Here is a 26,684-nt window from a genome sequence, read left to right on the forward strand (position 1 = left end):
GCCCGGCCGGCCCGAGGAGGGCGACCGCGGCCACGCCGCCGGCGGTCACCCCACCCGGCGTACGTCCCGCGCGCCCACCCGCTCCGCGTACGCCCGTACGCCCTCCTCGGAGGCGCCCGCCCAGCCGACGTAGCCGTCGGGACGCACCAGGTACACGCCCGCGCCGTACGTCGGGTGCGGGGTGGCCGGGTCCACCGTGAGCAGCGTCCAGTGCGGGCCGCGGAACGCGTCGAAGAGGCGTACGCCGTCCACCGTGCCGTCGGGGGCGCGGTCGCCCGCGCGCACCGGGCCCGGGTCGGGACGCGTCTCCTCGGTGAGCGGGGAGTCCGGGTAGGCCAGGTTCAGTTGGCGGGTGGCGTCGCCGCGCCGGGTCTCGCCCCGGTGCACGCTGGTCGACAGGCCCAGCATGGCGGCGGCGTTGGGCAGCCGCTCCGCCTCGTAGGTGTCCAGCAGGGCCGGGTCCGCCGCGCCGCTCAGCACCGCGCCCAGCTTCCAGCCCAGGTTGTAGGCGTCCTGCACGCTGGTGTTGAGGCCCTGTCCGCCCGCGGGGGAGTGGACGTGCGCCGCGTCCCCGGCGAGGAGGACCCGGCCGGACCGGAACCGGTCGGCGAGGGCGGCGCGGGGACGGAAGTCCGAGGCCCAGCGCACCTCGGTGACGTCCTCGGGGGCGAGGTGCGTACGGGCCGCGACCAGTTTGCGGATGCCGTCCAGGGAGAGGTCCACCCCCTCCGGCGGGGTGTGCTCCGGGAACTGCGCGGCCAGCTGGAAGTCCTCGGTGCCCGCGAGCGGGCAGAGCGCCAGGAAACCGCCCTCGTCGTCGCCCTCGCGGGGCGGGAAGACGTGCCAGTTGTCGCGGTCCAGTCCCGTCACGCGCACGTCCGCGACCAGCGTGGGCCGCGGGTCGACGGTCTCGCCGGTCATCCCGATGCCGAGCAGACGGCGGACCGTGGAGCGGCCCCCGTCCGCCGCGACGACGTGCCGCGCCCGCACGTCCCCGCCGGAGGCGAACCGCACGGTCACCCGGCCGCCGTCCCCGCCCCCGTCCCCGCCGCCGGTCGCCGTCGCGTCGTCGTCCTGGTCGAGGCCGATCACCTCGCGGCCGAAGGCCACCCGCCCGCCCAACTCCGTCAGCCGCGCGTGCAGCACCTCCTGGGTGCGCCACTGCGGCACCATCCAGGGCTCGTTGTAGGGGGCGTCCTCGGTCGGCTCCGCCGGGTCGAACATGGAGTGCTCGCCCACGCGGACCCCGTCCCGCCAGATCATCGACACCGGGTAGGGGCCGCCGGCCGCGCGGATGCCCGCCAGGACGCCGAGGTCGTCGAAGACCTCCATGGTGCGCGGCTGGATGCCCTTGCCGCGCGAGCCGGGGAACAGGCCGTCGGCCTTCTCCACCACCAGCGCGTCCACCCCGCGCCGGGCCAGGTCGATGCCGAGCGCCAGCCCGCAGGGACCCGCCCCCACCACGAGTACGTCCACCCGCGCCGTCGTCGCAGTCGGGTCCGCCGTGTCGTCCGTCATGCCACCACTCTCCTTAACGTCGTTAAATGCCGTCGGTCACGACGATGCCCTTAATGGCGTTAAGCTGTCAAGCGTGACCACGGAACGACGCGCGCCCCTCGACCGCAGGCGGGTCGCGGACACCGCCCTGACCCTGCTGAACCGGACCGGTCTGGACGGCCTCACCCTGCGCGCCATCGCCACCGAGCTGGACGTCAAGGCGCCCGCCCTGTACTGGCACTTCAAGGACAAGCAGGCGCTGCTCGACGAGATGGCCACCGAGATGTACCGCCGGATGATCGCCGACACCCCGCTCGACCCCGCCGACACCTGGCAGGAACGGCTGCGCCGGACCGCCCACGGGCTGCGCGCGGCGCTCCTCGGCTACCGGGACGGCGCCCGGGTCTTCAGCGGCTCACGGTTCACGGGCGCGGTGCACGCCGAGCAGATGGAGGACGGCCTGCGCCTGCTCACGGCCGCGGGCTTCACCCTCGCCCAGGCGGTCCGCGCGACCTCGACGACGTACCTCTACACCCTCGGCTTCGTCATCGAGGAGCAGGGCGTGCACCCGCTGCCCGACGAGCGGCGCGAGGGGTACGACGTGGCCGAACGGGCCCGGATGCTGGCCGACCACCCGCTGGCCGCCGCCGCGGGCGCGGAGATCTTCGAGGACTACGGCCGCCACTTCGCGGAGGGCCTCGACCTCGTCATCGCGGGCGTGACGGCCCGGTACGGCATCGCCTGACCCTCACCGACGGGCGACCTGCCCGGCTGTGGGGAATCCCCGCCGGACCGTTGGACCCATACCGCCGCCTAGACCCGTACCGTCGCCAGCGCCTTCCGCAGGCGGGGTGTCACCCGCTCCTCGACCAGCCGGTTCATCAGCCAGGCCAGCACCAGCATCGCGGCGAGCGTCAGCCCGAACGTGGCGTACGACGGGACGCCCAGGTCCTGGTGCAGGGTCTTCACGACGACCCAGCCCAGGTGCTCGTGCACCAGGTAGAAGGGGTACGTCAGTGCCCCGGCGACGGTCAGCCAGCCCCAGTCGAGGCGGCGCAGCCAGCCCAGCGCCACCGCGGCGACCGCGAGGAAGCCGACCGCCACCACCAGGACGATGCCGGTGGAGGTGCGGTGCGCGAAGGCGTCCGGGTCGCTCGCCGTGTACAGCGAGCGCACCGCGTAGTGCTGTCCGACGAGGAAGCCGACGGCGACGATGCCCCAGGCCAGGGCGTCCCGGCGGTCGCGGTGGACCAGGTAGAGGCCGACGCCGCCGATGAAGAACGGCGCGTACTGCGGCATCAGCACGATGTCGAGCAGCGGCATGCCGGCGCCCTCGGCGATGGCCGCGCCCAGCATCCACAGCGCGCAGAACAGCACCACCCGGCGCCGGTTCGCGCCCGGCAGGACCACGCACAGCGCGAACAGGGCGTAGAAGCGGATCTCCGCCCACAGCGTCCAGTCCACGCCCAGCACCCGGTCGGCGCCCAGCGGCTCCTGGAGCAGGGTCAGGTTGAGCAGGCCGTCGCTCGGCGACACCGCCTCGTACGTGACGACCGGCAGCGCGAAGACCGCGGTGACCAGGACGACGGCCACCCAGTAGGCGGGCAGCAGCCGGGACGCGCGGGAGGCGAAGAACGAGCGCAGCGGGCGGCCCCAGCCGCTCATGCAGATGACGAAGCCGCTGATCACGAAGAAGATCTGCACGCCGAGGCAGCCGTAGGCGAACGGGGTGTGCAGGGTGGGGAAGACCCGGTCCGGGGAGACGCCCCAGGCGTCGCCGATCGGGCCGCCGCGTCCGCCGTAGTGGTAGCAGGCCACCATCAGCGCGGCCAGCAGCCGCAGCCCGTCCAGCGCCCGCAGCCTGCCCCCGCTCCGTCCGGCCCGGCCCGGCGCGCTCGCGGCGGGGGCGTCCTGTGCGGGCGGGTTCCCGGTGGTGCCCTTGCCGGGCGGGATCGTGACGACGGTGTCCTGTGGCCGACCCGCGTTCACTGCCGTCTGCGTCACGCCGCTGTCCCTCGGGTGTTCGGGAATTCTGTCCACCCGAACCCTAAGGCGCCACCCTCGAAACTTCTGTTCGACAGCGCCAGCATTCGTCACCCGGCTCCCAAGGGTTCACCTGGGTGTCGCTTGTCATTCTTACGGTCGTCCCATTTACCGTTCGAACGCCAGTATTTCCCTCCTTCTTCGGAGGAACGTTTCTTCGCCTTCCGGGCACCCCTCGAAAGGCGAAAGGCGGCACGCGAAAGACGGCACGCGAAAGGGCGGGTGACCGAGGAACGTACGGGGCCGGGGGAATCGCCGTGGACACGGCCGCCCCCGGCCCGGATCAGCGCTTGACCGCCTTGCGCAGCGCCCGCGCCCGCCGCACCACCCGGCGGGCGGTGGAGTTGCGCGGCAGGAACGCCAGCCGCGCCGGGATGCCGCCGGGCAGCCCCAGCGAGGTGAGCCGCTTGCGGCGGAAGTAGCGCTGGGTGCGCGGGCCGAGACGGCTGCTCAGATAGGCCTCCGCCTCCGGCCGCAGCGTGGGGTAGATCTGCGGCTGCATCAGATAGCCGACCGCCTTGACCAGCGCGGGCAGGGTGTCCGCCGGGACCGGCTCCTCCGCACCCGCCCCGCCCCCCGCGCCCGGTGTGCTCGCCGTGCCCTCGGGGGCGGCCTCCAGTGGTGGCAGCACCGCGTCCGCCAGCACCGTCGGCAGCCGGTTGCTGTTCTGGTAGGGCGTCAGCCGCTCCAGCAACGTCTCGGTGCCGATCCGGGCCACCGGCAGCTCGTAGAACGCCGACGCGGTGAACAGGGCGGTGGAGAAGCAGCCGACGACCAGCGCGGGCCGCGCCCGCTCGAACAGCACCTCGGCGAGGACCGGCACGTCGAGCACCGTCAGCTCCACGCCCAGCTTCTCCGCCTCGGTCTCCAGGACCCGGCTGTAGCGGGCCGGGGCGGACGGGTGCGGCTTGAACACCAGGCTGCGGTGACCGCGGGCGACCGCGCCGCGCGCCATCCGGACGTGCAGTTCCTCCTCCTCCTGGTCGGTGAGGATGTCCAGCGCCGACAGGTACTGGCCGAGCAGCAGCGCCGCGTCGTCCGGCAGCGCGGGCAGCCGCTCCACGGACTCGCCCAGCTCGCCCATGACCTTGAGGAAGCCGCTCGTCGGCACCGTCTGCGCGGGCACCCCGAACTCGGTGAGCAGCAGCGGCTCCAGACCGGGCACCAGGTCCAGGTGCAGCACCCGCCGCACCCGGGTGCCGATCAGCGGGTCGAGCTTGTTGCGCGTGGGGCCGTAGCTCATCAGGCCGTCCGCGTACACGTCGACGGGGGCGCCCGGGAAGAGCGTCGCGATCGCCTGCGCCGGGTTGACCTGGATCGACTCCAGGACCAGCTCCACCCGGTCGTCGCCGAGGCCCCACAGCAGCCGCAGATGCCGCTCCAGCAGCGGCACGTCGTCGGCGCGCGGGGACCAGCCGCCCGGGTGGAAGGGGCTGATCGCCTCGTTCCAGGACAGCACCCGGTCGAAGCGGCCGCGCACCGCCGCGAACCCGGGCATCTCGTCGATGGCCGGGCTGGTCTCCGGGATCGCCGCGTTGTTGCACACCAGCAGCAGCCGCCGGTCGGCCGCCGGGAAGCAGTCGGCGTCCAGCGCGGCGGCCAGGGTGGCGGCGCCGTACAGCGTGGAGGCGGCGAAGATCTGGGTCGTACGGGACATCAGGCGGCCGCCTTCGGGGTGCCGTTCTTGGGGGAGGTGACCTTGCGGCGCAGCCGCCGCAGCGCCGCCGCGCGACGCAGGTCCATGGTGTCGAGCACGTCGGTGAGCAGGTCCTGCGGCATCCGCTTTATGGCCGCCGCGCTCATCACCCGCAGCTGCCGGGCCACCGCGGGCTCGAACTTCTCGATCTCCGCCAGGTGGTGGGCGATGATCGCGCAGTAGGTGCGCAGCGCCTTCGGCAGCAGCCGGTCGGCGTCCCGGTCCCGCGCGGTCTCCTCGACGACCTCGTCGAACGCCTTGATGAAGTCGAGCTGGCGGACGTCACCGATCTGGGTCAGGGACGAGGCGACCCCGCGCCGGTAGAAGACCCCGTGCAGGTTCAGTACGGCGAAGGACTCCGCCTCCCGGTGCAGCTGCCAGATCCACGGCCGGTCCTCGGCGGTGCGCAGTCCGTCGGTGAAGTGCAGCACCCCCCGGTCGAGGAGACGGCGGTGGTAGGCGCCGGCCCAGGCGTAGGCGTAGTCGACGGAGGTCGAGCGGTCGGCGGGCAGGATCGCCTCGCGCGGGTTCATGACCTCGCCGCGCCGCCCGTGCGGATGCCGGATCAGGGTGCGGGCGCGCCCGGTGGTCTGGACGTGGTCGAAGCGCACGAAGTCGCAGCCCAGCCCGTCCATCGCGGCGACGAGGGAGGGCAGATGGTCACGGGCGAGCCAGTCGTCCCCGTCCAGGAACGTCAGGTACTCGCCCGACGCCGCGTCGAGGCCGGTGTTGCGGGCGGTGGCGAGTCCTCCGTTCTTCTCGTGGCGCAGGAGACGCACCTCGGCGACCTCGGAGAGATCCTCGACGGCCTGTTGGAGCAGGGTCGGGGTCTCGTCCTTCGAGCAGTCGTCCACCAGGAGGAACTCGTAGTCCGGGCGGGCGTTCAGCCGAAGGCTTCGGAGGGTGTCCGGCGCGTATTGCTGGACGTTGTAGAACGGCACGATCACGGAAAGCTTTGGCACGGGGAAAGCCTAGAAGTCGGCCCGGCAGCCAAAATTTCCGGTACGGGTACAGGGGGTGAACTCGATGTGTCGGATTGGTGCACCGCGCTTTTTTCCCGCGCTTTCCCGGCCCAGTTCGACGATCGGTGGCGTGCTGTTAACTTTCCGTTGAATCCTGGTTGGGCCAAGCCCCGTTTTCGCTTTCTAGCGTCTTCACCGTGCCACCACGTACTCCGAAGCCCCTGCGGATCGCCGTGCTCGCGGACTCCGACACCCGCTGGAAATGGGGCGCGCTGACCGCGGGCCGGATCGCCCCGGGCGGACGGACCGCCGCCGGGCCGGTCGACGCGTCGGCGCTCCCCATGGAAGCCGGACACCGCGACGCCGCGCAAGTCACCCCCGTCCTCGACGGCTACCTGCTGCGCGGCCGCTCCACGCCCACCGCGCGCCAGCTCGCCGAGGTCGGCGTGCACGCCGACTCGATGCGGGAGGTGACGGCCGTCGAGTTCCTCGACGTCATGGCCCGCGAGACCTACGACATCCTCGTCCTCGCCCTCGTCGGCGGCGGCGTCCAGGCGGTCCTGCACGGCCTGCGCCGCGTCTGGAACGGCACCGGCCGACGGCCCGTCGTCGTCACCGGCTACGTCGGAGTCGTCTACGAGAAGCTCGCCGACGGTCTGCTGCTGCGGCACGGCGCCGACCTCGTCCTCGCCAACTCCCGCCAGGACGCCGAGCGGTTCCGCGCGGTCTACGAAGGCGTCGGCGCCGACCCGTCCGCCGTCACCGAGGTCGCCCTCCCCTTCCTCGGCGGCGCCCCCCACACCGGCGCGCACGACCCGTACACCGTGGTGTTCGCCGCCCAGCCCTCCGTGCCGGAGAGCCGCCGCGACCGCGCCTACCTCCTCGACCGGCTGATCCGCCACGCCCGGCTGCACCCCGACCGCGAGGTCCTGCTCAAGCTGCGCTCCAAGCCCGGCGAGCACACCACCCACATCGAGGAACTGCCCTACCAGAAGCTGGCCCAGCGGCTCGACCCGCCGCCCAACTTCCGCCTGGTCTACGGCAACATGGGCGAGGTCCTGGACCGCACCGACCTGATGGTCACCATCAGCTCGACCGCCGCCCTGGAGTCCCTGCACCGCCGGGTGCCCACCGTCGTCCTCACCGACCTCGGCATCCGCGAGTCCCTCGGCAACCACCACTTCATCGGCTCCGGCTGCCTCGCCTCCTGGGACCAGCTCGACGCCGGCCACCTCCCCGCCCCCGACGAGGAGTGGGTCTCCCGCCAGGGCGTGGCCCCCGCGGCACCGGCCACGGACACCGGCACCGGCTCCGGAACGGGTACCGACCCGGGCGCCGCCGTCGGCTCGTACGCCACCGCCTTCGACGCCGCCCGCGAACGCGTCGCCAAGCTCCTCGCCCACCCCGGCGGCCTCCCCGAGCCGGCCCCCTACTACACCCTCGCCACCGCCCCCGGCTATCTGCCCGGCATCCTCGCCCGCCACCACCTCGGCCCCGACGGCACCCCGCTCCCCGGCGCCCCGGCCGCGGGCCGCGAACCCGGCCCGGTCCGCCAGATCGTCCGCCGCGCCGCCCGCGGGGCGTACCGGCACGGCGTCCAGCGGGTGGCACCCGTCATCCGGCGGATGGGGGAGCTGTGAGCGGCCCGCAGACCCCGGCCCCGACCGGTCCGGGACCCGGGGACACCCCGCGGACCCCGGCGGAGGCCGCCGCGCCGACCCGACCAGGAACCCCGCCGGACACCCCTCCGGACCGTCCAGGAGCACCAGGAGAACCGCCCATGTCCGACACCCCCACGCGCCCGCGCAGGGTGCTCGCCGTGATTCCCGCCCGCGGTGGGTCCAAGGGCGTCCCGGCCAAGAACCTCGCCCCCGTCGGCGGCGTCACCCTCGTGGCCCGCGCGGTGCGGGAGTGCCTGGCCGGGCGGCTGGTCACCGATGTCGTGGTGTCCACCGACGACCAGGCCATCGCCGCCGCCGCCCGTGAGGCGGGCGCCGAGGTCGTGCTGCGCCCGGCCGCCATCGCGGGCGACACCGCCACCTCCGAGGCCGCCGTCCTGCACGCCCTCGACACCCACGAGGCCCGGCACGGCACCCCCGTCGACGTGGTCCTCCTCGTCCAGTGCACCAGCCCGTTCATCCTCCGCGACGACATCGACGCGGTCGCCGCCGCCGTCGCCGAGAACGGCGCCGACACCGCCGTCACCGTCGCCGCCTTCCACGGCTTCGTCTGGCGCGACGGCGACCCCACCGGCGAGGACCCCACCGGCGGCCACGGCGTCAACCACGACAAGTCCTACCGCCCCCGCCGCCAGGACCGCCCCCAGGACCTCCTGGAGACCGGCGCCGCCTACGCCATGGACACCGCGGGCTTCCGCACCCACGGCCACCGCTTCTTCGGCCGCACCGACCTGGTGCGCACCGACCCCGCGCGGGTGCTGGAGATCGACGACCCGCACGACCTGGCCCGCGCCCGCGCCCTCGCCCCCCTCTTCGACGCGGACCGCCCCGGTTCGCTGCCCACGGCCGCCGACATCGACGCGGTCGTCCTCGACTTCGACGGCACCCAGACCGACGACCGGGTGCTGATCGACTCCGAGGGACGGGAGTTCGTCACCGTGCACCGCGGCGACGGCCTCGGCATCGCCGCCCTCCGCAAGAGCGGACTGAAGCTGCTCATCCTGTCCACGGAACAGAACCCGGTGGTCGCCGCCCGCGCCCGGAAGCTGAAGCTCCCCGTGCTGCACGGCATCGACCGCAAGGACCTCGCACTCAAGCAGTGGTGCGAGGAGCAGGGCATCGCGCCCGAGCGCGTGCTCTACGTCGGCAACGACGTCAACGACCTCCCGTGCTTCGCCCTCGTGGGCTGGCCCGTGGCGGTCGCGAGCGCCCACGACGTCGTACGCGGCGCCGCACGCGCGGTCACCACCGTCGCGGGCGGTGACGGCGCGATCCGGGAGATCGCCGGCTGGATTCTCGGTCCCTCGCTCGACTCCCTCGCCCCCCTCACCCAGTAAGGAACCCGAAACATGAGCACCAACTCCCGCCTCCGCACGTTCGGTTCGCGCACCGCCGGCCCCGGCCAGCCCGTCTACATCTGCGGCGAGATCGGCATCAACCACAACGGCGAGCTGGAGAACGCCTTCAAGCTCATCGACGTCGCCGCCGAGGCCGGCTGCGACGCGGTGAAGTTCCAGAAGCGCACTCCCGAGATCTGCACCCCGCGCGACCAGTGGGACATCGAACGCGACACCCCCTGGGGCCGGATGACGTACATCGACTACCGCCACCGCGTCGAGTTCGGCGAGGACGACTACCGCCGCATCGACGCCCACTGCAAGAAGCGCGGCATCGACTGGTTCGCCTCCCCGTGGGACACCGAGGCCGTCGCCTTCCTGGAGAGGTTCGACGTCCCCGCCCACAAGGTGGCCTCCGCCTCCCTCACCGACGACGAGCTGCTGCGCGCCCTGCGCGCCACCGGCCGCACCGTCATCCTCTCCACCGGCATGTCCAGCCCCCGCCAGATCCGCCACGCGGTCGAGGTCCTCGGCAGCGACAACATCCTGCTCTGCCACGCCACCTCGACCTACCCCGCCAAGGCCGAGGAGCTGAACCTCCGGGTCATCAACACCCTCCAGGCCGAGTACCCCAACGTCCCGATCGGCTACTCCGGCCACGAGACGGGCCTCCAGACCACGCTGGCCGCCGTCGCCCTCGGCGCCACCTTCGTCGAGCGCCACATCACCCTCGACCGCGCCATGTGGGGCTCCGACCAGGCCGCCTCCGTCGAGCCCCAGGGCCTCACGCGCCTGGTCCGCGACATCCGCACCATCGAGGCCTCCCTCGGCGACGGCGTCAAGAAGGTCTACGAGTCCGAGCTGGGCCCGATGAAGAAGCTGCGCCGCGTGACCGGGGTCGTCGCCGAGGCCGAGATCGCCGCCGCGGCGGGCGAGCCCGTCTCCGTCTGACCCACGGCACCACCCCCGTGCCCCCGAGGGACCTCACCCCGGGGGCACACCCCCCGGCGGAGGCGACACCCGCCGGGGGCCTCCCCACCGCTACGAGTCCTCACGGGACGGTCGTACGACGATGAGCACCCGCGCCGGGAACACCGGCACCACCCCCCACACCCTCGCGTTCGTCGAGAGTCCGGTGCAGCTCCTGAACGTCCTGGAGTGGGCGCACGCCCGCGGACTGCGCCCCCGCGAGGAGCCCGCGGCGGGGTTCACCCTCGTCGTGCTCTCCCCGACCGACCCCATGACCCGCGGCCAGCTCCGCCGGATGGCCGAGCTGGCCCGCCAGGAGGGCCACGAGGTCCGCTGGGAGGAGGCCCGCGGCGGCGCCGCCGCCCCGTTCCGCACCATCGGCGGACTCACCCCCCTGCTGCGCGCCGCGGACCGGATCGTCATGGGCGACCCCTTCTCCCGCTACGTCCAGCTCCTGCTGACCATCACCCGCGCCGACGACCTCGTCGTCGTCGACGACGGCACCGCCACCATGGAGTTCGTCGGCCAGCTGGCCCGCGGCGAACGCCTGGTCCGCTGGCACCGCACGGGCGGCCGGCCCGGCCCCCGCGACCTGGTCTTCGCCCCCGTCTCCTCCTCCGCCCGCCGCCGCCTCACCCCCGGCCGGGACCGGCAGGTCGAGGTGTTCTCCGCGATGCCGGTCGCGGATGTCCCCGACGGCGTCACCGTCACCGCCAACACCTTCGCCTGGACCCGCGACCGCTTCGGCCCGCCCCGCGTCACCAAGGGCGCCGACATGGTCGGCACCTCCCTCGTCGAGACCGGCGTCGTCGACGGCGACCGCTACCTGCACGCCGTCGGCCTCCTCGCCAAGACGCACGGCGCCGCCCGCTACTTCGCCCACCGCCGCGAGAGCGCCGACAAACTCCACCGGCTCGCGGTGGAGACGGGCATAGAGGTGGTCCGCCCCGACCTCCCGCTGGAGCTGATCGCCCGCCGCGGCCCGATCGGCCGTACGGTGCTGAGCTTCCCGTCGACCGTCGTGCACACCCTGCCCCTCGCGCTGGCCGGGACGGACGTCCGGGTCGCCGTCTGCGACATCGACCCTGCCTGGCTCACCGACCACGCCTCGCCCCGCGCCCAGGGCTTCCTCTCCGGCGTGACCGGCACGGCCCGCGGAGTGGACCGCCTGGCACGGGTGGCGGCGGTCTGACGGCCGACGGGCACGGCGGCACGGGTCCCGGCGGCGGGCTTTTCCTCACGTACGGCGGGCCGTCACTCTCTCCTCCCGTCCCGTTCCGCTCCGTGGACGGACGGGCGTGGTCCGAGTGAGGCGTGGTATCCGTGGAGGAGGAAGACAGAGGGACGGACCGGCCTCGGCACCGGTGTGGCCGGTCCACACCGAAATCGGTGAGGTTACCCATTCCTCACCGCCGCCATGCGCCGCGCGACCGACTTTTCTTCCCCTAACGGGTTGAAGTTTTGTTGATCGTGGGTCAGCCGACCACCCCGGCGTCCTACCCTTCAGAGGGTGAAGCAACTGATGTCCCGAGAGTCCGAGGCCGATCCCACCGATCCCACCGGGGACGCCGCACTGCCCGGCACGCTGCCGGAGGCCCTGCGCACCGAGCTGATCGCCTTCCGCCGCGACCTGCACATGCACCCCGAGCTGGGTAATCAGGAGTTCCGTACGACGGCCGCGATCAAGGAGCGGCTGGTACGGGCGGGGCTCAAGCCCCGCGTCCTCGCGGGCGGCACCGGGCTCATCTGTGACATCGGCGACCCGGCCGCCGGGGACGGGGACGGCGTACCGGTCCTCGCGCTCCGCGCCGACATCGACGCGCTTCCCATCCCGGACACCAAGTCCGACTGCGCCTACCGCTCCAAGGTGCCCGACCGCGCCCACGCCTGCGGCCACGACGTGCACACCACCGTCGTCCTGGGCGCCGGGCTGGTCCTGGCCGACCTGCACCGCCAGGGTCGGCTGCCGCGGCCGGTGCGGCTGGTGTTCCAGCCCGCCGAGGAGGTGCTGCCCGGCGGCGCCGCCGACGCGATCGAGGACGGCGCGCTGGAGGGCGTCGGCCGGATCATCGCCGTGCACTGCGACCCGCGCGTGGACGCCGGGAAGGTCGGACTGCGCGAGGGCGCCATCACCTCCGCCTGCGACCGGCTGGAGATCGCCCTCGACGGGCCCGGCGGCCACACCGCCCGCCCGCACCTCACCACCGACCTGGTCACCGCCGCCGCGCGCGTCGTCACCGACGTGCCCGCGCTGATCGGCCGCCGCGTCGACACCCGCGCCGGGCTCGCGGTGACCTGGGGCCGCATCGAGTGCGGCCACGCCCCGAACGTCATCCCGCAGCACGCCGAGCTGTCCGGCACCGTGCGCTGCCTGGACATCGAGGCCTGGCGGCAGGCGCCGGACCTGGTGGTCGCCGCGATCGACGAGGTCGCCAACCTGCACCGCGCCAAGTCCGAGATCACCTACGTGCGCGGCGTCCCCCCGGTCGTCAACGACGGCGAGGTCACCGGCCTCCTGCGGGACGCCATGGTCGCCCGGCGCGGCGAGGCCTCCGTGGAGGGCACCGAGCAGAGCCTCGGCGGCGAGGACTTCTCCTGGTACCTGGAGCGCGTCCCCGGCGCGATGGCCCGCCTCGGCGTCCGCGTCCCCGGCGAACGCACCGTCCGCGACCTCCACCAGGGCGACTTCGACGCCGACGAGCACGCCATCACGGTAGGCGTAGAACTCTTCACGGCATCAGCCCTCCTGGACGCCCGAACCCGCACGTCCTGACCAACACCCCAATTCCCCGCACCCCCCAGTTCCCCGCACCCCAGTTCCCCGCACCCTCCAGTTCCCCGCACCCCAGTTCCCCAAGGGGCGCGGGGAACTGCGCGCTCAGCCCCCACCCACCCGCACCCGGCGAACTCCCCGCACCCCCACCGCACCCCCCACCCCCGCCTCCGCCCCGAAAACCCCCTTCGTCCCCTTGTGTCACCCACCCGTAACCCCCGGCACCCGCCCGTAACCAACCCCCACCACGTTTCGGTAACGGCCGAGAACCACCCCGTTCCCCTCCCCTTCTACGCGCGTTACTGTGCGCCGAAATCGCCACTCGGAACGGCCTGTTGGGGAGCCGCCCGAGGACGTAGGCAAGGGGAACGCGGGCCGGCCACGGCCCCGTGGGGACGAAGGGTGCTCGCTGTGCGACTCATATCTCGTAGGACCAGGTTCTCCCGGACCGCGGTGGCCGTCGCCGCCATCGCCCTCGCCGCAGCAGGCTGCGGCGAATCCAGCACGGGCGCGAAGTCCGACGGCGACACCGCCAAGGAGTCCGGGAAGTACACCGGCAAGGGCATCGGCCTCGCGTACGACATCGGCGGCAAGGGCGACCAGTCGTTCAACGACGCCGCGTACGCCGGTTTCCAGAAGGCCGAGAAGGAGTTCGGCATCGGCGGCCGGGACGTCGAGCCGCAGGACGGCGAGTCGGACGCCGACAAGGTGCAGCGCCTCACCCAGCTCGCCCAGTCGGGCTACAACCCGGTGATCGGCGTCGGCTACATCTACGCGCCCGCCGTGAAGGAGGTAGCCGCGAAGTTCCCGGACACCACCTTCGGCATCATCGACGACGAGACCGTCCAGGCGAAGAACGTCGCCGACCTCGTCTTCCACGAGGAGCAGGCCTCCTACCTGGCCGGTGTCGCCGCCGCGAAGGCGTCCAAGAAGGCGCACATCGGTTTCATCGGCGGCGTCGACATCCCGCTGATCCACAAGTTCGAGGCCGGGTACGTCCAGGGCGCCAAGTCCGTGAACCCGGCGATCAAGATCGAGTCGCAGTACCTGACCGAGACCCCGCAGGAGGGCGGCTTCTCCAGCCCCGACAAGGGCAAGGCGGGGGCGAGCGGCCAGATCGAGGCGGGCGCCGACGTCATCTACCACGCGGCCGGTCTCTCCGGTCAGGGCGTCATCACCGAGGCCGCGGGCAAGAAGGTGTGGGCCATCGGCGTCGACTCCGACCAGTACTCCCAGTCCGCGCTGGCCGCGTACAAGGACTACATCCTCGGCTCGGCGCTCAAGAACGTCGGCGGCGCCGTCTACGACCTGGCGAAGTCGGTCCACGAGGGCAAGCCGCTCACCGGCGTGGTCCGCGGCAGCCTCTCCAACGACGGGGTCGGCTTCGCCGACAGCAACCCGAAGTACCAGGCGATGAAGGACGTCGTCGCGGCCGTCGACAAGGCGAAGAAGGACATCGTCGACGGGAAGGTCACGGTCGCCACCCAGTAGCCGCCACGACCCCCCGCTGCGCCCATTGAGGGCGTCCTCGCAGCCCAGCGCCCCCTGCCTCCCGCACGGGGCGCTTCGCTGTCCGTACTCTGGGGGTCAACTGTGGCCACAGCTCGATAACAGACCGGACATGAGGGTTTTTCCGTCTGGTCTACGCGCGTTACGCTGCGGCGGAACCAGCGCCTGGTATGGGCGCTTGCACAAAGGAGTCACGTTCCATGCGCCGGGTGTCCCGTATCGCGGTCGCGGGTGTTGCGACCGCAGCCTTCGCTGTCACCGCTTCCGCCTGCGGAAGCTCGTCCACCTCGTCCTCCTCCTCGGGCGACGACAACAAGAACCTGGGCCTCGCGCTCGCGTACGACGTCGGCGGCAAGGGCGACCAGTCCTTCAACGACGCCGCCACCGCGGGCCTGGAGAAGGCCGACAAGGAGTTCGGCTACAAGTCCACCGCGGTCGAGCCGCAGGACGGCGAGTCCGACGCGGACAAGGTGCAGCGCCTGGAGAGCCTCGCCAAGCAGGGCTACAACCCGGTCATCGGTGTCGGCTTCGCCTACGCGGGCGCCGTCAAGGAGGCCGCCGCCAAGTACCCGAAGACCACCTTCGGCATCGTCGACGACGAGCAGACCAAGGCCGACAACGTCGCCGACCTGGTCTTCTCCGAGGAGCAGGCCTCCTACCTGGCCGGTGTCGCCGCCGCCAAGGCCACCAAGTCGAACGTCGTGGGCTTCGTCGGCGGTGTCGACGTCCCGCTGATCCACAAGTTCGAGGCGGGCTACACCCAGGGCGTCCAGGACACCAAGAAGGGCGTCACGGTCAAGGCGCAGTACCTGACCGAGACCGCCGCCGAGGGCGGCTTCTCCAGCCCGGACAAGGGTGAGAGCGCGGCCGACGGCCAGATCGACGCGGGCGCGGACGTCGTCTACGCCGCCGCCGGTCTCTCCGGCCAGGGTGTCATCAAGGCCGCCAGCGCCAACAAGATCTGGGCGATCGGCGTCGACTCCGACCAGTACCTCCAGGACGCGCTGAAGGCGTACCAGGCCTCGATCCTGACCTCGGCCATGAAGAACGTCGAGGGCGCGGTGTTCGACCTGGCCAAGTCGGTCGAGGACGGCAAGCCCGAGACCGGCGTCATCCGCGGCGACCTGAAGAACGGCGGCGTGAGCCTGTCGGACTCCAACCCCGCGTTCGCCGACAACCAGGCCATCCAGGACGCCGTGAAGAAGGCCGAGGAAGGCATCAAGAACGGCACCATCACGGTCAAGACCTCCTGAACGACCGTCACGACCCCGCACCGGGCCGCGTCCGACGCGGCCCGGGGCATGGTCAATCGGACGCTGTAATGGCAGCGTTACGGCCACGGAACGGGCGCGGGGAAGGCTGTCCTCCCCGCGCCCCGTCCGCGCGGCAGAATGCTCGGAACAGATCGACACTGAAACAAGATCGATCAGGTCCGGGCACTATTTAAAGCAGGGGCGCTACGCGCGTAGAGCGGCCCCTTTCCCGAGGAGAGTGCGCCATCGACGCGTCCAGCAGCCCTCCGCTCACCGCCCCGTCGACCGTCGCGGTGGAGCTCGCGGGCATCACGAAGCGGTTTCCCGGTGTCGTCGCCAACCACGACATCCACCTGACGGTCCGCAAGGGCACCGTGCACGCCCTCGTGGGCGAGAACGGCGCGGGCAAGTCCACCCTGATGAAGATCCTCTACGGCATGCAGAAGCCGGACGAGGGGACCATCGCGGTCGACGGCGAGCAGGTCGCCTTCGGCAGCCCGGCCGACGCCATCGCACGCGGCATCGGCATGGTGCACCAGCACTTCATGCTCGCGGACAACCTGACCGTCCTGGAGAACGTCGTCCTGGGCAGCGAGAAGCTGCACGGCATCGGCGGCGGCGCCCGCCGGAAGATCAAGGACATCTCCGACCGCTACGGCCTCGGCGTCCGCCCCGACGCCCTCGTCGAGGACCTCGGCGTCGCCGACCGCCAGCGCGTCGAGATCCTGAAGGTCCTCTACCGCGGCGCCCGCACCCTCATCCTCGACGAGCCGACCGCGGTCCTCGTCCCGCAGGAGGTCGACGCGCTCTTCGCCAACCTGCGCGAGCTGAAGTCCGAGGGCCTGTCCGTCATCTTCATCTCCCACAAGCTGGGCGAGGTCCTCTCCGTCGCCGACGACATCACCGTCGTCCGGCGCGGCACCACGGTCGGCACCGCCGTCCCCGCCGAGACCACCCCCCGCCAGCTCGCCGAGATGATGGTCGGCAGCGAGCTGCCCACCCCGGAGACCGCCGAGTCCACCGTCACCGACCAGGCCGTCATCCGGGTCGAGCACCTCACCGTGCACGCCTCCGGCGGCGCCTCGCTCGGCGCGGACGCCGAACCCTCGGGCGGCGTCACCCTCGCCCCGGAGGGCGGCGAGATCAAGAAGGTCCTCGACGACGTCACCTTCACCATCCACGCGGGCGAGATCATGGGCATCGCCGGTGTCGAGGGCAACGGCCAGACCGAGCTGATCGACGCGCTGATCGGCACCAAGAACGCCGACTCCGGCACCATCTCCTTCCTCGGCGACGACATCACCCCCTGGCCCACCCGCCGCCGCCGCGAGTCCGGCTTCGGCTACATCCCCGAGGACCGCCACCGCCAGGGCCTGCTCCTGGAGGCCCCCCTCTGGGAGAACCGCATCCTCGGCCACGTCACCGAGACCCCCAACGCCAAGGGCTTCTGGCTGGACCCCAAGGGCGCCCAGGCCGACACCCGCCGGATCGTCGAGGAGTACGACGTCCGCACCCCCGGCATCGACGTCACCGCCGCCTCCCTCTCCGGCGGCAACCAGCAGAAGCTGATCGTCGGCCGCGAGATGAGCCACAGCCCCAAGTTCCTGATCGCCGCCCACCCCACCCGCGGGGTGGACGTCGGCGCGCAGGCCCAGATCTGGGACCGCATCCGCGAGGCCCGCCGCGAGGGCCTCGCCGTGCTGCTCATCTCCGCCGACCTCGACGAGCTGATCGGCCTGTCGGACACCCTCCGGGTGATCTACGACGGCAGGCTGGTCGCCGACGCCGACCCCGCGACCATCACCCCCGAGGAGCTGGGCTCGGCCATGACCGGTGCCGCGTCCGGGCACCTCGAGCACGTCGACGAAGAAGCCGCCCCGGAGGACGAGGCCCGATGAAGAAGTTCGACAAGGAGCGTCTGCTCCTCGCGGTGGCCGGCCCGGTCATCGCGCTGGCCTCGGCGATCCTGCTGACCTCGGTCGTGCTGATCGCCTCGGGCAAGAACCCGTTCGAGCCGTACCGGCTGATGCTGGAGCAGATCCCCTACTCCGACGTCCAGGTACTGATCGTCAACCAGGCCGCGCTGTACTACATCGCCGCCCTCGCGGTCGCCCTCGGCTTCCGCATGAACCTCTTCAACATCGGCGTCGACGGCCAGTACCGCCTCGCCGCGATGATGACGGCGGTGGTCGGCGCCCACGTGGCGCTGCCGTCCTTCCTCCAGATCCCGCTACTGCTGCTGGTCGGCGCCCTCACCGGCGCCTTCTGGGCCGGTATCGCGGGCGTCCTGAAGGTCACCCGCGGCGTCAGCGAGGTCGTCGCGACGATCATGCTGAACGCGATCGCCACCAGCCTCATCGGCTACCTCACCCTCCGCGAGAACTTCGGCGTCCTGGTCGGCGACAACGTCACCACCGGCGTCATGAAGGAGTCCGGCTGGGTCCCCGGCATCGACCTCGGCCCCGACGTCGGCGAGATCTACGGCCTGGTCTTCCTCGCCGCCGCCCTCGGCGTCGGCTACTGGATCGTCCTCAACCGCACCCGCTTCGGCTTCGACCTGCGCGCCACCGGCGCCTCCGAGACGGCCGCCGCCGCCTCCGGCGTCAACGCCAAGCGCATGGTGCTCACCGCGATGCTGATCTCCGGCGCCGTCGCGGGCCTCTCCGGCCTGCCGCTGCTCCTCGGCGACGCCCACACCTACAGCCTCAGCTTCCCCGCCGGACTCGGCTTCACCGCCATCGGCATCGCCCTGCTGGGCCGCAACAACCCCGGCGGCATCGCGCTCGCCGCCCTGCTCTGGGCCTTCCTGGAGAAGACCTCGCCCGCCCTCGACTACGCCACCCCCGTCGCGTACGAGAAGGAGATCGCCACGATCATGCAGGGCCTGATCGTCTTCGCGGTCGTCATCTCCTACGAGGCCGTACGCCAGTGGGGTCTGCGCCGCCAGCAGAAGCGGGTGGGCGCGGAACTCGCCGCCGAGGCCGCCAACAACAACGCCCACAAGGAGGTGGCGGCCTGATGTCCACCGCGACCATCGCCAAGCCGCAGGCGAAGCCCGGCAAGGGCGGCCGCCGAATCTCGCTCCCCGTACTCCTGCTGATCATCGCGGGCGTGCTGGTCCTGACCTCGATCGTCCGCCTGATCAGCGGCGCCGACGGCATCACCTCCACCGGCCAGATGTCCACCGCGCTGCGCCTGGCCGTCCCGATCGGCCTCGCCGGTCTCGGCGGTCTGTGGGCCGAGCGCGCGGGCGTCGTCAACATCGGCCTCGAAGGCATGATGATCCTCGGCACCTGGTTCGGGGCCTGGGCCGGCTACCAGTGGGGCCCGTGGACCGGTGTCGTGTTCGGCATCATCGGCGGCGCGCTCGGCGCCGTCCTGCACGCCATCGCCACCGTCACCTTCAACGTCAACCACATCGTCTCCGGTGTGGCGCTGAACATCCTCGCCCTCGGCACCACCCGCTACCTGTCGAAGTTCACCTTCGAGGAGGCCCCGCAGGGCTCCGCGAAGCAGTCCCCGCCGATCGAGTCGCTGGGCACCTTCGACATCCCAGGCCTGTCGAGCTGGCTGGAGACCCTCAACGACAAGCACTGGTTCCTGGTCTCCGACATCGCGGGCCTGGTCGGCGGTCTGGTCACCAACCTGTCGCCGCTCACCGTCATCGCCGTCGCCCTGGTCCCGGCCACCTGGTGGGTGCTGTGGCGCACCGCCTTCGGCCTGCGCCTGCGCTCCTGCGGCGAGAACCCGGTCGCGGCCGAGTCCCTCGGCGTCAACGTCTACAAGTACAAGTACATCGCCGTGATCATCTCGGGCGGTTTCGCCGGTCTCGGCGGCGCCTTCCTGTCGATCGTCGCGTCCAACGTCTACCTCGACGGCCAGACCGCAGGCCGCGGCTACATCGGCCTCGCCGCGATGATCTTCGGCAACTGGATGCCGGGCGGCCTCGCCCTCGGCGCGGGCCTGTTCGGCTACACCGACAGCCTCAACCTGCGCGGCGGCACCACCAACGTGCACGCGCTGATCCTGCTCCTGGCGATCCTGCTGGTCTTCGGCGCGGCCTACCTGGCCTGGCAGAAGAAGTACGTCAGCGCGGGCATCACCCTGGCGGTCTCGGCCCTCATGTTCGTCTGGTACGCCAGCGTCGACGAGGTCCCCCGCCAGGTCGTCTCCGCCGCCCCGTACATCGTGACCCTGCTGGTCCTCTCCCTCTCCGCCCAACGCCTGCGCATGCCGAAGGCGGACGGGCTGCCCTACCGGAAGGGGCAAGGAAAGTGACCGCGGCCGCCACCGTCGACTGGGACGCCCTGCGCGAGCTGGCCCGGGAGGCCATGCGCCACGCGTACGCGCCGTACTCGGGCTACCCGGTCGGTGTGGCGGCGCTGGTCGACGACGGCCGCACGGTCACCGGCTGCAACGTCGAGAACGCCTCGTACGGCATCGGCCTGTGCGCCGAGTGCGGGCTCGTCTCCGACCTCCAGCGCTCGGGCGGCGGCCGCCTCACGCACTTCACCTGCGTGGACGGCCGCGGCGAGATCCTCGTCCCGTGCGGGCGCTGCCGCCAGCTGCTGTTCGAGTTCGGCGGCCCGGACCTGCTGCTGGAGACCCCGGCGGGCATCCTCCCGCTCTCCGAGATGCTCCCGCAGGCCTTCGGCCCGGACCACCTCAGATAACACCGCGACGGCCCCTCCGCCCCGCCCCCGAGGCAGGCCGGAGGGGCCGCTCTTTTCCCTCATACGGCACATTTCCCGCACCCTCCCTCCTCCTCTCCGGAAGGAACTCCATGGCCATGGACGTCATCTCCGTCATCCGCACCAAGCGGGACCGGGGTGAACTCAGCGACCAGCAGATCGACTGGGTCATCGACGCGTACACCCGCGGCGAGGTCGCCGACGAGCAGATGTCGTCGCTCGCCATGGCGATCCTGCTGAACGGCATGAACCGGCGGGAGATCGCCCGCTGGACGGCCGCGATGATCGCGTCCGGCGAGCGCATGGACTTCTCGTCGCTGTCCCTGCCGACCGCCGACAAGCACTCCACGGGCGGCGTCGGCGACAAGATCACCCTTCCGCTGGCCCCGCTGGTCGCGGCGTGCGGTGCGGCCGTCCCGCAGCTCTCCGGCCGGGGCCTCGGCCACACCGGCGGCACCCTGGACAAGCTGGAGTCGATCCCCGGCTGGCGGGCCCTGCTCTCCAACGAGGAGATGCTGCACGTCCTGGACACCACCGGCGCGGTGATCTGCGCGGCGGGCGACGGCCTGGCCCCCGCCGACAAGAAGCTCTACGCCCTGCGCGACGTCACCGGCACGGTCGAGGCGATCCCGCTGATCGCGTCCTCGATCATGTCGAAGAAGATCGCCGAGGGCACCGGTTCGCTGGTCCTGGACGTGAAGGTCGGCACGGGTGCCTTCATGAAGACGATCGAGGACGCCCGCGAGCTGGCCTCCACGATGGTGGGCCTCGGCACCGACCACGGCGTGAAGACGGTCGCCCTCCTCACCGACATGTCCACCCCGCTCGGCCTCACCGCGGGCAACGCGCTGGAGGTCCGCGAGTCGGTGGAGGTGCTGGCGGGCGGCGGCCCCGCGGACGTCGTCGAGCTGACGATCGCCCTGGCCCGCGAGATGCTCGACGCGGCCGGGGTGAAGGACGCGGACCCGGCGAAGGCGCTGGCCGACGGCTCGGCGATGGACGTCTGGCGCCGCATGATCGCGGCCCAGGGCGGCGACCCGGACGCCCCCCTGCCCACCTCCCGCGAGCAGCACGTCGTCACGGCCCCCGCCTCCGGTGTCCTCACCCGCCTCGACGCGTACGACATCGGCGTGGCCGCCTGGCGCCTCGGCGCGGGCCGCGCGCGCAAGGAGGACCCGGTGCAGGCGGGCGCGGGCATCGAACTCCACGCCAAGCCCGGCGACCCCGTCACCGAGGGCCAGCCCCTCCTGACCCTCCACACCGACACCCCCGACCGCTTCGCCTACGCCCTGGAGTCCCTGACGGACACCTACGACATCGCGGCCCCGGGAACGAGCTTCGAGGCGACACCGGTGATCAGGGAGCGCATCGCCTGAGCCGGCCTCGCAGCCCGTCTGGGGGTCCCCCCTTTGGGGGAGTTTGAGGACGAGGCCCGTTGAGGGCCGACAGCGGGGGTCTGGGGGCGGCAGCCCCCAGGTTCGGGACGGGAAGGGGCGGCGGGGGCGAAACACCCCCCCCGCTCACCCGAACGCTCCCCCCGCCCCGAACACCCGCGCGGCGAACCGTTCCCCCATCACCCGATGCGTCTCCGCATCCGGATGCAGCTCATCGGGCAACGGCAACCGCGCCACATCCCCCTCCCCGTACAACTCCCGCCCGTCCAGCAACCCCAACGACCGGTCCCCACCCCCGCCGCCGTCCCCCCGCTCGGCGACGATCCGCGCCAGCTCCTTCCGAATGACCCGCAACGTCAGCTTCCCCGCGGCCACTTCCGCCGCGTCCCCCATCGCGACGAACCGCAGCCGCCCGTCCCCGATCCCCCCGAAGTCGGGAGCGGTGGGCCCCGGCACCTCCTCGTGCATGGGGCACAGGATCGGCGAGACGACGAGCAGCGGCGTGTCGGGATGCCCCTCCCGCACGGTGTCGAGGAACCCGTGCACCGCGGCCCGGAACGCCCGCAGCCGCATCAGGTCGAGGTTCACGAGGTTGATGCCGACCTTGACGCTGATGAGGTCGGCCGGGGTGTCGCGGATGACGCGGGCGACGAACGGGTCGAGCAGGGCGCTGCCGCTCAGCCCGAGGTTGACGAGGTCCACCCCGCCGAGCGCGGCGGCCCGCGCGGGCCAGATGCCGGTGGGGCTCGCGGCGTCGGAGCCGTGGCTGATGGAGCTGCCGTAGTGCAGCCAGGTCCGCCGTTCGGGGGCGTCGGCGGCGGCTTCGACGGGCGCGTCGGTGCGCAGGGCGACGAGTTCGGTCGTCTCGTTGTGCGGCAGCCAGATCTCGACGTCCTTGTCGCCGGGCGGCAGGTCGGTGAAGCGGAGGGTGCCGAGGGTGCCGGGCCGGTGCTCGACCCCGCCGGTGGTCATGTCGATGACGAGGGTGTGCCCGCCGACCACGCTGCCCTGGGCGTGCAGCCGCCCGTCGACGAGGAGGTCGTACATGCCGTGCGGGCGGGCGGGGGCGCCGACGTACTGCCGTTTGGTGGGGACGGTGTCCAGTTCGATCGCGGTGGCACGGGTGCGGAGGGCGAGGCGGACCCCGGACGGCTGGGACGCCGCCATGGTGAGCTGGGCGTCGGCGGCCTGGGCGAGGGCCCAGGCGGGCAGCCGGCGGGGGAGCAGCCCCTGCTCGGTCCGCTCGGTGTCCAGCGCGCCGCGCAGCAGGCGGGCGGTGATCGGTGTGGTGATCCAGCGGGGCCCGGCGTCCGGGGCGCCGGAGGAACCGGCTGCACCGGCTGAAGACGATGAAGCGGGTGGAGGGGTGGCCTCGGAAGGCCCGGACGGTGTCGCGTCGTCGGAAGGCATGGCTTTCACTCTGTGGGTCGTGGGGTGGCCTCGGGCCAGTTCCGCAGAAGGGCGTCGAGGGAGTCGAGGATGCGCTCCCAGGACTGCTGGGAGTCGGGGAGGCTGTGGCTGAAGCCGCCGGACAGCTCCAGGCTGACGTAGCCGTGGAAGACGCTGCCGAGGAGGCGGACGGCGTGGGTCTCGTCCGGCTCGCTGAGGTCGTAGCCGCGCAGGATGGCTCGCGTCATCTGGGAGTGCCGGGTGCCCGCGCTCGCGGCGGCGGCCTCGGGGTCGAGGCGGTACTGGGCGGCGGCGTAGCGGCCGGGGTGGGCGCGGGCGTAGTCGCGGTAGACGTCGCCGAGCGCGGTGAGGGCGTCCTTACCCGCCCGTCCGGCGAGTGCGGCGGAGCCCCGGTCGGCCAGTTCCTCCAGGGCGAGCAGGGCGATCCTGGTCCGCAGGTCGTGCGAGTTCCGTACGTGGGAGTAGAGGCTCGCGACCTTGACGTCGAAGCGGCGGGCCAGGGCCGAGACGGTGACCTGGTCGAAGCCGACCTCGTCGGCCAGTTCCGCCCCCGCCCGGGTGAGACGGTCGGGGGTCAGGCCTGCGCGCACCATGGAGTCCTACCTCTTCCTTTCGGCAGCCGGTAGTCACCAGTATGCATTTGCCTAAAGCTTTTAGGCAAATGCCAAGCAGGCCTCACCGCCCTGTGGCCACGATCACCGCAGGCACCCCCGCCGGACCCCGATGAGTTCTCGGACACCCCCCGGTCTACCGATCGTGGACGCGACGACACCCCCCGTACTCGCCCTGGCCGGACCCCTCTCCCGGAGCCAGGTGCCGGGCGCCTGTGCGGAGCTGGGGGCGCTGCTCGACGGCGCCCCGGACGGCCTGGTCGTCTGCGACGTCGGCGCGCTCGGCCCGCCGGGGCTGGCGGCGGTCGACCTGCTGGCGCGGCTCCAGCTGACCGCGCGGCGGGCCGGGGGACGGATATGCCTGCGCGCCCCCGACCCCGCGCTACGCGCCCTGCTCGGCCTCGTCGGACTCCGCTTCGAGGTGGAGGGGGAGACCGAAGAGGGGGAACCAGCGCTGGGTGTCGAGGTAGAAGTGGAACCCGGTGAGGCGGCCGTCTGAGATCTCCAGGACCTGGACCGCCCAGGGCGTGAAGCCGCCCTTCTCCGGGTCGGGCTTGTACTGCGCGAAGCCCGGCAGGCCGTTGACCTGGACCGGCAGCAGCCGGGAGCCCGCGCAGGCCGCGCCGAAGGTCGTCATGAAGCCGGTGATGTCGTCGTGGCCGGTCAGCCACAGGTCGAACGGCGGCATCGACATCACGGCGTCCTCGTGCAGCAGCGCCGTGAGCGCCGTCATGTCGTACCCCTCGAAGGCGGCGACGTAGCGCTCCAGGAGCTTGCGCTGGTCCTCGTCGAGCGGGTCGGAGACCGCCGCGCCCGCGCCCGCCTCGGCGCGCTCGGCGAGGGTGGCGCGGGCCCGCTGGAGCGCGCTGTTCACGGAGGCGACGGAGGTGTCGAGCAGCTCGGCGACCTCGCTGGCCCGCCAGGCCAGCACCTCCCGCAGGATGAGCACGGCCCGCTGCTTGGGCGGGAGCTGCTGCAACGCGGCCATGAACGCCAGCCGCACCGACTCCTTGGCGACGGCGGCCTCCGCCGGGTCCTCGACGGTGGGCAGCACGCGGGTGTCCGGCATGGGCTCCAGCCAGGTGTGGTCCGGGCGCGGGGAGAGGGCGGCGCGGGCGAGCGGGGTGGCCTCGGAGAGGTCCATGGGACGGGCGCGCTTGTTGCCCGCGTTGAGCATGTCCAGGCAGACGTTGGTCGCGATGCGGTACAGCCACGAGCGGAGGCTGGAACGGCCCTCGAACTTCCCGTAGCTCCGCCAGGCGCGGACGAGGGTGTCCTGCACCGCGTCCTCGGCCTCGAAGGAGGAGCCGAGCATGCGGTAGCAGTAGCCGGTCAGCTCCACGCGGTGCTTCTCCAGCCTCGCGTCGAGATCGTCCAGCGTCGCCGTACTGTCACTCACGTCGTCCACCCACCCCTGTGGCCGTCCTGTCGCGCGTCGGTGCGCCCAGCACTTCGGAAGCTACCGCAGCCCACTGACAATGGCGCCCCGAGTGAACGAAACCGCAGGTGAGAGCGTTAGTGGGCGGCTGCCGCGACCGGTTGCCGACGGGCCGCGCGCGAGCCGAGCACCGTGATGGCCACGACGCCCACCACCGCGAGGACGCCCACGCCGACCGTGCCGCTCCAGCCGCCCGCGTGGAAGGCGAGCGCCCCGGCCGTACTGCCCGCGCTCGATCCGACGTAGTAGGCGGACTGGTAGAGCGCCGAGGCCTGGGCGCGGCCGGTCGTCGCGGTCCGGCTGACGGCGGAGGAGGCCACCGCGTGGCCCGCGAAGAAGCCCGCCGTGATGAGGACCAGGCCGACCAGGACGAGGGGGAGGGAGTCGGCGAGGGAGAGGAGCAGACCGGCGGCCGTGGTGCCGCCCGCGAGGTAGAGGGCGCCGCGGCGGCCGAGCCGCCCGACCAGGCGGCCCGCCGTCGACGCGGAGACCGTGCCCACCAGGTACACCAGGAAGATCGAGCCGACGATGCCCTGCGGAAGCGAGAACGGCGCCTCCGTCAGGCGGTAGCCGATCACGGTGTAGACCCCGCCGAACACGGTCATGAAGAGGGCGCCGATCGCGTACAGGCGTCGCAGCAGCGGGTCGGCGAGGTGGCCGCGGACGGTGCCGAGCAGGACGCGCGGGCGCAGTGAGCCGGGGGTGAAGTGGCGGGGCGCGGGCAGCAGCAGCCGGAAGGCGACCGCGCACGCCACCGCGACGGCCCCGATCACGCCGACGGCGACCCGCCAGCCCCACTCCTGCGCCACCCAGCCGGTGATGACCCGGCCGCTCATTCCGCCGACGCTGTTGCCCGCCACGAACAGGCCGATCGCGGTGACCAGGGCCTTCGGGCGGACCTCCTCGGCGAGGTAGGCGGTGGCGGAGGCGGGCAGTCCGGCGAGCGCGGCGCCCTGGAGCCCGCGCAGCACGACCAGCCAGCCGATCGACGGCGCGAACGGCACCAGCAGTCCGACGGTCACGGCGACGGCCAGCGAGCCGGTCATCACCGTACGGCGGCCGTAGCGCTCGGAGAGGGCGCTCATCGGCAGCACGAACAGCGCCAGTCCGCCGGTCGCCGCCGCCACGGTCCAGCTCGCGTCGCTCGCCGTGACCCCGAACTCCCCGGAGATCAGCGGCAGCAGCGCCTGCGTCGAGTACAGCAGCGCGAAGGTGGCGACCCCGGCCAGGAAGAGCGCGAGACTCATCCGCCGGTAACCGGCCCCGCCGGGAGCCATACGGGAGTCGGGGGAGGAGGCGGCGGACGGTTCGGACAGCTCGGCGCCCACGACGGTGGACGCCCCGGTACTGGCGGGAGACATGCCTCGAACGTACGAAGCCGCCCGCTGTTCCGTCCAATGCACGAACTGCCCATAATCGTTC

Annotated in this window: 22 protein-coding genes; 14 read left to right on the forward strand and 8 right to left on the reverse strand. The window is 72.3% G+C overall.

Features of this window, described 5'->3' with window-relative positions; translation table 11 throughout:
- Positions 1-45: 45 nt before the first annotated feature.
- Complete coding sequence (locus ACIQPQ_RS05615; RefSeq protein ID WP_401300087.1) at positions 46-1,518, reverse strand: FAD-dependent monooxygenase; 1,473 nt, start codon at positions 1,516-1,518, stop codon at positions 46-48.
- Positions 1,519-1,591: 73 nt separating this feature from the next.
- Here ACIQPQ_RS05615 and ACIQPQ_RS05620 point away from each other — a divergent pair, with 73 nt between their 5' ends.
- Positions 1,592-2,242 carry a TetR/AcrR family transcriptional regulator C-terminal domain-containing protein gene (locus ACIQPQ_RS05620; protein WP_383770545.1) on the forward strand — a complete coding sequence of 217 codons (651 nt, stop codon included), beginning with the start codon at positions 1,592-1,594 and terminating at the stop codon, positions 2,240-2,242.
- 68 nt (positions 2,243-2,310) lie between these two features.
- Here ACIQPQ_RS05620 and ACIQPQ_RS05625 read toward each other — a convergent pair whose 3' ends face one another.
- The 3 genes from ACIQPQ_RS05625 to ACIQPQ_RS05635 all read right to left on the reverse strand — a co-directional run bounded on the left by ACIQPQ_RS05625 (position 2,311) and on the right by ACIQPQ_RS05635 (position 6,198).
- The gene (locus ACIQPQ_RS05625; RefSeq protein WP_401300090.1) at positions 2,311-3,501 is read right to left on the reverse strand and encodes an acyltransferase family protein; all 1,191 of its coding nucleotides are present in this window, start codon (positions 3,499-3,501) and stop codon (positions 2,311-2,313) included.
- A 322-nt stretch (positions 3,502-3,823) separates the two neighbouring features.
- The gene (locus ACIQPQ_RS05630; RefSeq protein ID WP_401300093.1) at positions 3,824-5,197 is read right to left on the reverse strand and encodes an alpha-2,8-polysialyltransferase family protein; all 1,374 of its coding nucleotides are present in this window, start codon (positions 5,195-5,197) and stop codon (positions 3,824-3,826) included.
- Complete coding sequence (locus tag ACIQPQ_RS05635; RefSeq protein WP_383770536.1) at positions 5,197-6,198, reverse strand: glycosyltransferase family 2 protein; 1,002 nt, start codon at positions 6,196-6,198, stop codon at positions 5,197-5,199. Before ACIQPQ_RS05635 ends, ACIQPQ_RS05630 begins: the two co-directional genes overlap by 1 nt.
- A 197-nt stretch (positions 6,199-6,395) precedes the next feature.
- Here ACIQPQ_RS05635 and ACIQPQ_RS05640 point away from each other — a divergent pair, with 197 nt between their 5' ends.
- From ACIQPQ_RS05640 to ACIQPQ_RS05695, 12 genes are all read left to right on the forward strand, one after another.
- Entirely contained in the window at positions 6,396-7,838 is a 1,443-nt protein-coding gene (locus tag ACIQPQ_RS05640; protein ID WP_401300096.1) for a DUF6716 putative glycosyltransferase, read from the forward strand.
- Between the two features lie 140 nt (positions 7,839-7,978).
- Entirely contained in the window at positions 7,979-9,214 is a 1,236-nt protein-coding gene (locus ACIQPQ_RS05645) for a cytidylyltransferase domain-containing protein (protein WP_401300098.1), read from the forward strand.
- A 12-nt stretch (positions 9,215-9,226) separates the two neighbouring features.
- Positions 9,227-10,165 carry an N-acetylneuraminate synthase family protein gene (locus ACIQPQ_RS05650; RefSeq protein ID WP_401300101.1) on the forward strand — a complete coding sequence of 313 codons (939 nt, stop codon included), beginning with the start codon at positions 9,227-9,229 and terminating at the stop codon, positions 10,163-10,165.
- 121 nt (positions 10,166-10,286) lie between these two features.
- The gene (locus tag ACIQPQ_RS05655) at positions 10,287-11,375 is read left to right on the forward strand and encodes a hypothetical protein (protein WP_401300104.1); all 1,089 of its coding nucleotides are present in this window, start codon (positions 10,287-10,289) and stop codon (positions 11,373-11,375) included.
- A 330-nt stretch (positions 11,376-11,705) separates the two neighbouring features.
- Positions 11,706-12,956 carry a M20 family metallopeptidase gene (locus ACIQPQ_RS05660; protein ID WP_401300107.1) on the forward strand — a complete coding sequence of 417 codons (1,251 nt, stop codon included), beginning with the start codon at positions 11,706-11,708 and terminating at the stop codon, positions 12,954-12,956.
- 420 nt (positions 12,957-13,376) lie between these two features.
- Complete coding sequence (locus ACIQPQ_RS05665; RefSeq protein ID WP_383770743.1) at positions 13,377-14,447, forward strand: BMP family protein; 1,071 nt, start codon at positions 13,377-13,379, stop codon at positions 14,445-14,447.
- Positions 14,448-14,665: 218 nt separating this feature from the next.
- Positions 14,666-15,718, forward strand: coding sequence for a BMP family protein (locus ACIQPQ_RS05670; protein WP_401300110.1), 1,053 nt, complete (start codon positions 14,666-14,668; stop codon positions 15,716-15,718).
- A gap of 245 nt (positions 15,719-15,963) precedes the next feature.
- Entirely contained in the window at positions 15,964-17,616 is a 1,653-nt protein-coding gene (locus ACIQPQ_RS05675) for an ABC transporter ATP-binding protein (protein WP_383770741.1), read from the forward strand.
- Positions 17,613-18,737, forward strand: coding sequence for an ABC transporter permease (locus tag ACIQPQ_RS05680; protein WP_401300113.1), 1,125 nt, complete (start codon positions 17,613-17,615; stop codon positions 18,735-18,737). Before ACIQPQ_RS05675 ends, ACIQPQ_RS05680 begins: the two co-directional genes overlap by 4 nt.
- Complete coding sequence (locus ACIQPQ_RS05685; protein WP_401300116.1) at positions 18,737-19,996, forward strand: ABC transporter permease; 1,260 nt, start codon at positions 18,737-18,739, stop codon at positions 19,994-19,996. Before ACIQPQ_RS05680 ends, ACIQPQ_RS05685 begins: the two co-directional genes overlap by 1 nt.
- Positions 19,993-20,391 (forward strand): cytidine deaminase, encoded by a 399-nt coding sequence (locus tag ACIQPQ_RS05690; protein WP_383770510.1) that lies wholly within the window; start codon positions 19,993-19,995, stop codon positions 20,389-20,391. Before ACIQPQ_RS05685 ends, ACIQPQ_RS05690 begins: the two co-directional genes overlap by 4 nt.
- Before the next feature lie 110 nt (positions 20,392-20,501).
- Positions 20,502-21,785 carry a thymidine phosphorylase gene (locus ACIQPQ_RS05695; protein WP_401300119.1) on the forward strand — a complete coding sequence of 428 codons (1,284 nt, stop codon included), beginning with the start codon at positions 20,502-20,504 and terminating at the stop codon, positions 21,783-21,785.
- Between the two features lie 144 nt (positions 21,786-21,929).
- Here ACIQPQ_RS05695 and ACIQPQ_RS05700 read toward each other — a convergent pair whose 3' ends face one another.
- Both ACIQPQ_RS05700 and ACIQPQ_RS05705 read right to left on the reverse strand, forming a co-directional pair.
- Positions 21,930-23,213, reverse strand: coding sequence for an SGNH/GDSL hydrolase family protein (locus tag ACIQPQ_RS05700; RefSeq protein WP_401300122.1), 1,284 nt, complete (start codon positions 23,211-23,213; stop codon positions 21,930-21,932).
- Positions 23,214-23,218: 5 nt separating this feature from the next.
- Complete coding sequence (locus ACIQPQ_RS05705; RefSeq protein WP_401300125.1) at positions 23,219-23,806, reverse strand: TetR/AcrR family transcriptional regulator; 588 nt, start codon at positions 23,804-23,806, stop codon at positions 23,219-23,221.
- 130 nt (positions 23,807-23,936) lie between these two features.
- On the opposite strand from ACIQPQ_RS05705, the gene ACIQPQ_RS05710 reads away from it, so the two are divergent.
- Positions 23,937-24,323: an STAS domain-containing protein gene (locus tag ACIQPQ_RS05710; RefSeq protein WP_401300127.1), complete on the forward strand. Its 387-nt coding sequence runs from the start codon at positions 23,937-23,939 to the stop codon at positions 24,321-24,323.
- Here ACIQPQ_RS05710 and ACIQPQ_RS05715 read toward each other — a convergent pair.
- On the reverse strand, positions 24,207-25,223 hold the full coding sequence (locus ACIQPQ_RS05715; protein WP_401300130.1) for a sigma-70 family RNA polymerase sigma factor: 1,017 nt from the start codon (positions 25,221-25,223) through the stop codon (positions 24,207-24,209). The two genes, ACIQPQ_RS05710 and ACIQPQ_RS05715, sit on opposite strands and share 117 nt — an antisense overlap.
- Positions 25,224-25,339: 116 nt before the next feature.
- Positions 25,340-26,623, reverse strand: coding sequence for an MFS transporter (locus tag ACIQPQ_RS05720; RefSeq protein ID WP_401300132.1), 1,284 nt, complete (start codon positions 26,621-26,623; stop codon positions 25,340-25,342).
- Positions 26,624-26,684: the final 61 nt, after the last annotated feature.

This window comes from Streptomyces sp. NPDC091281 (assembly GCF_044757425.1).
Taxonomy (GTDB): domain Bacteria; phylum Actinomycetota; class Actinomycetes; order Streptomycetales; family Streptomycetaceae; genus Streptomyces.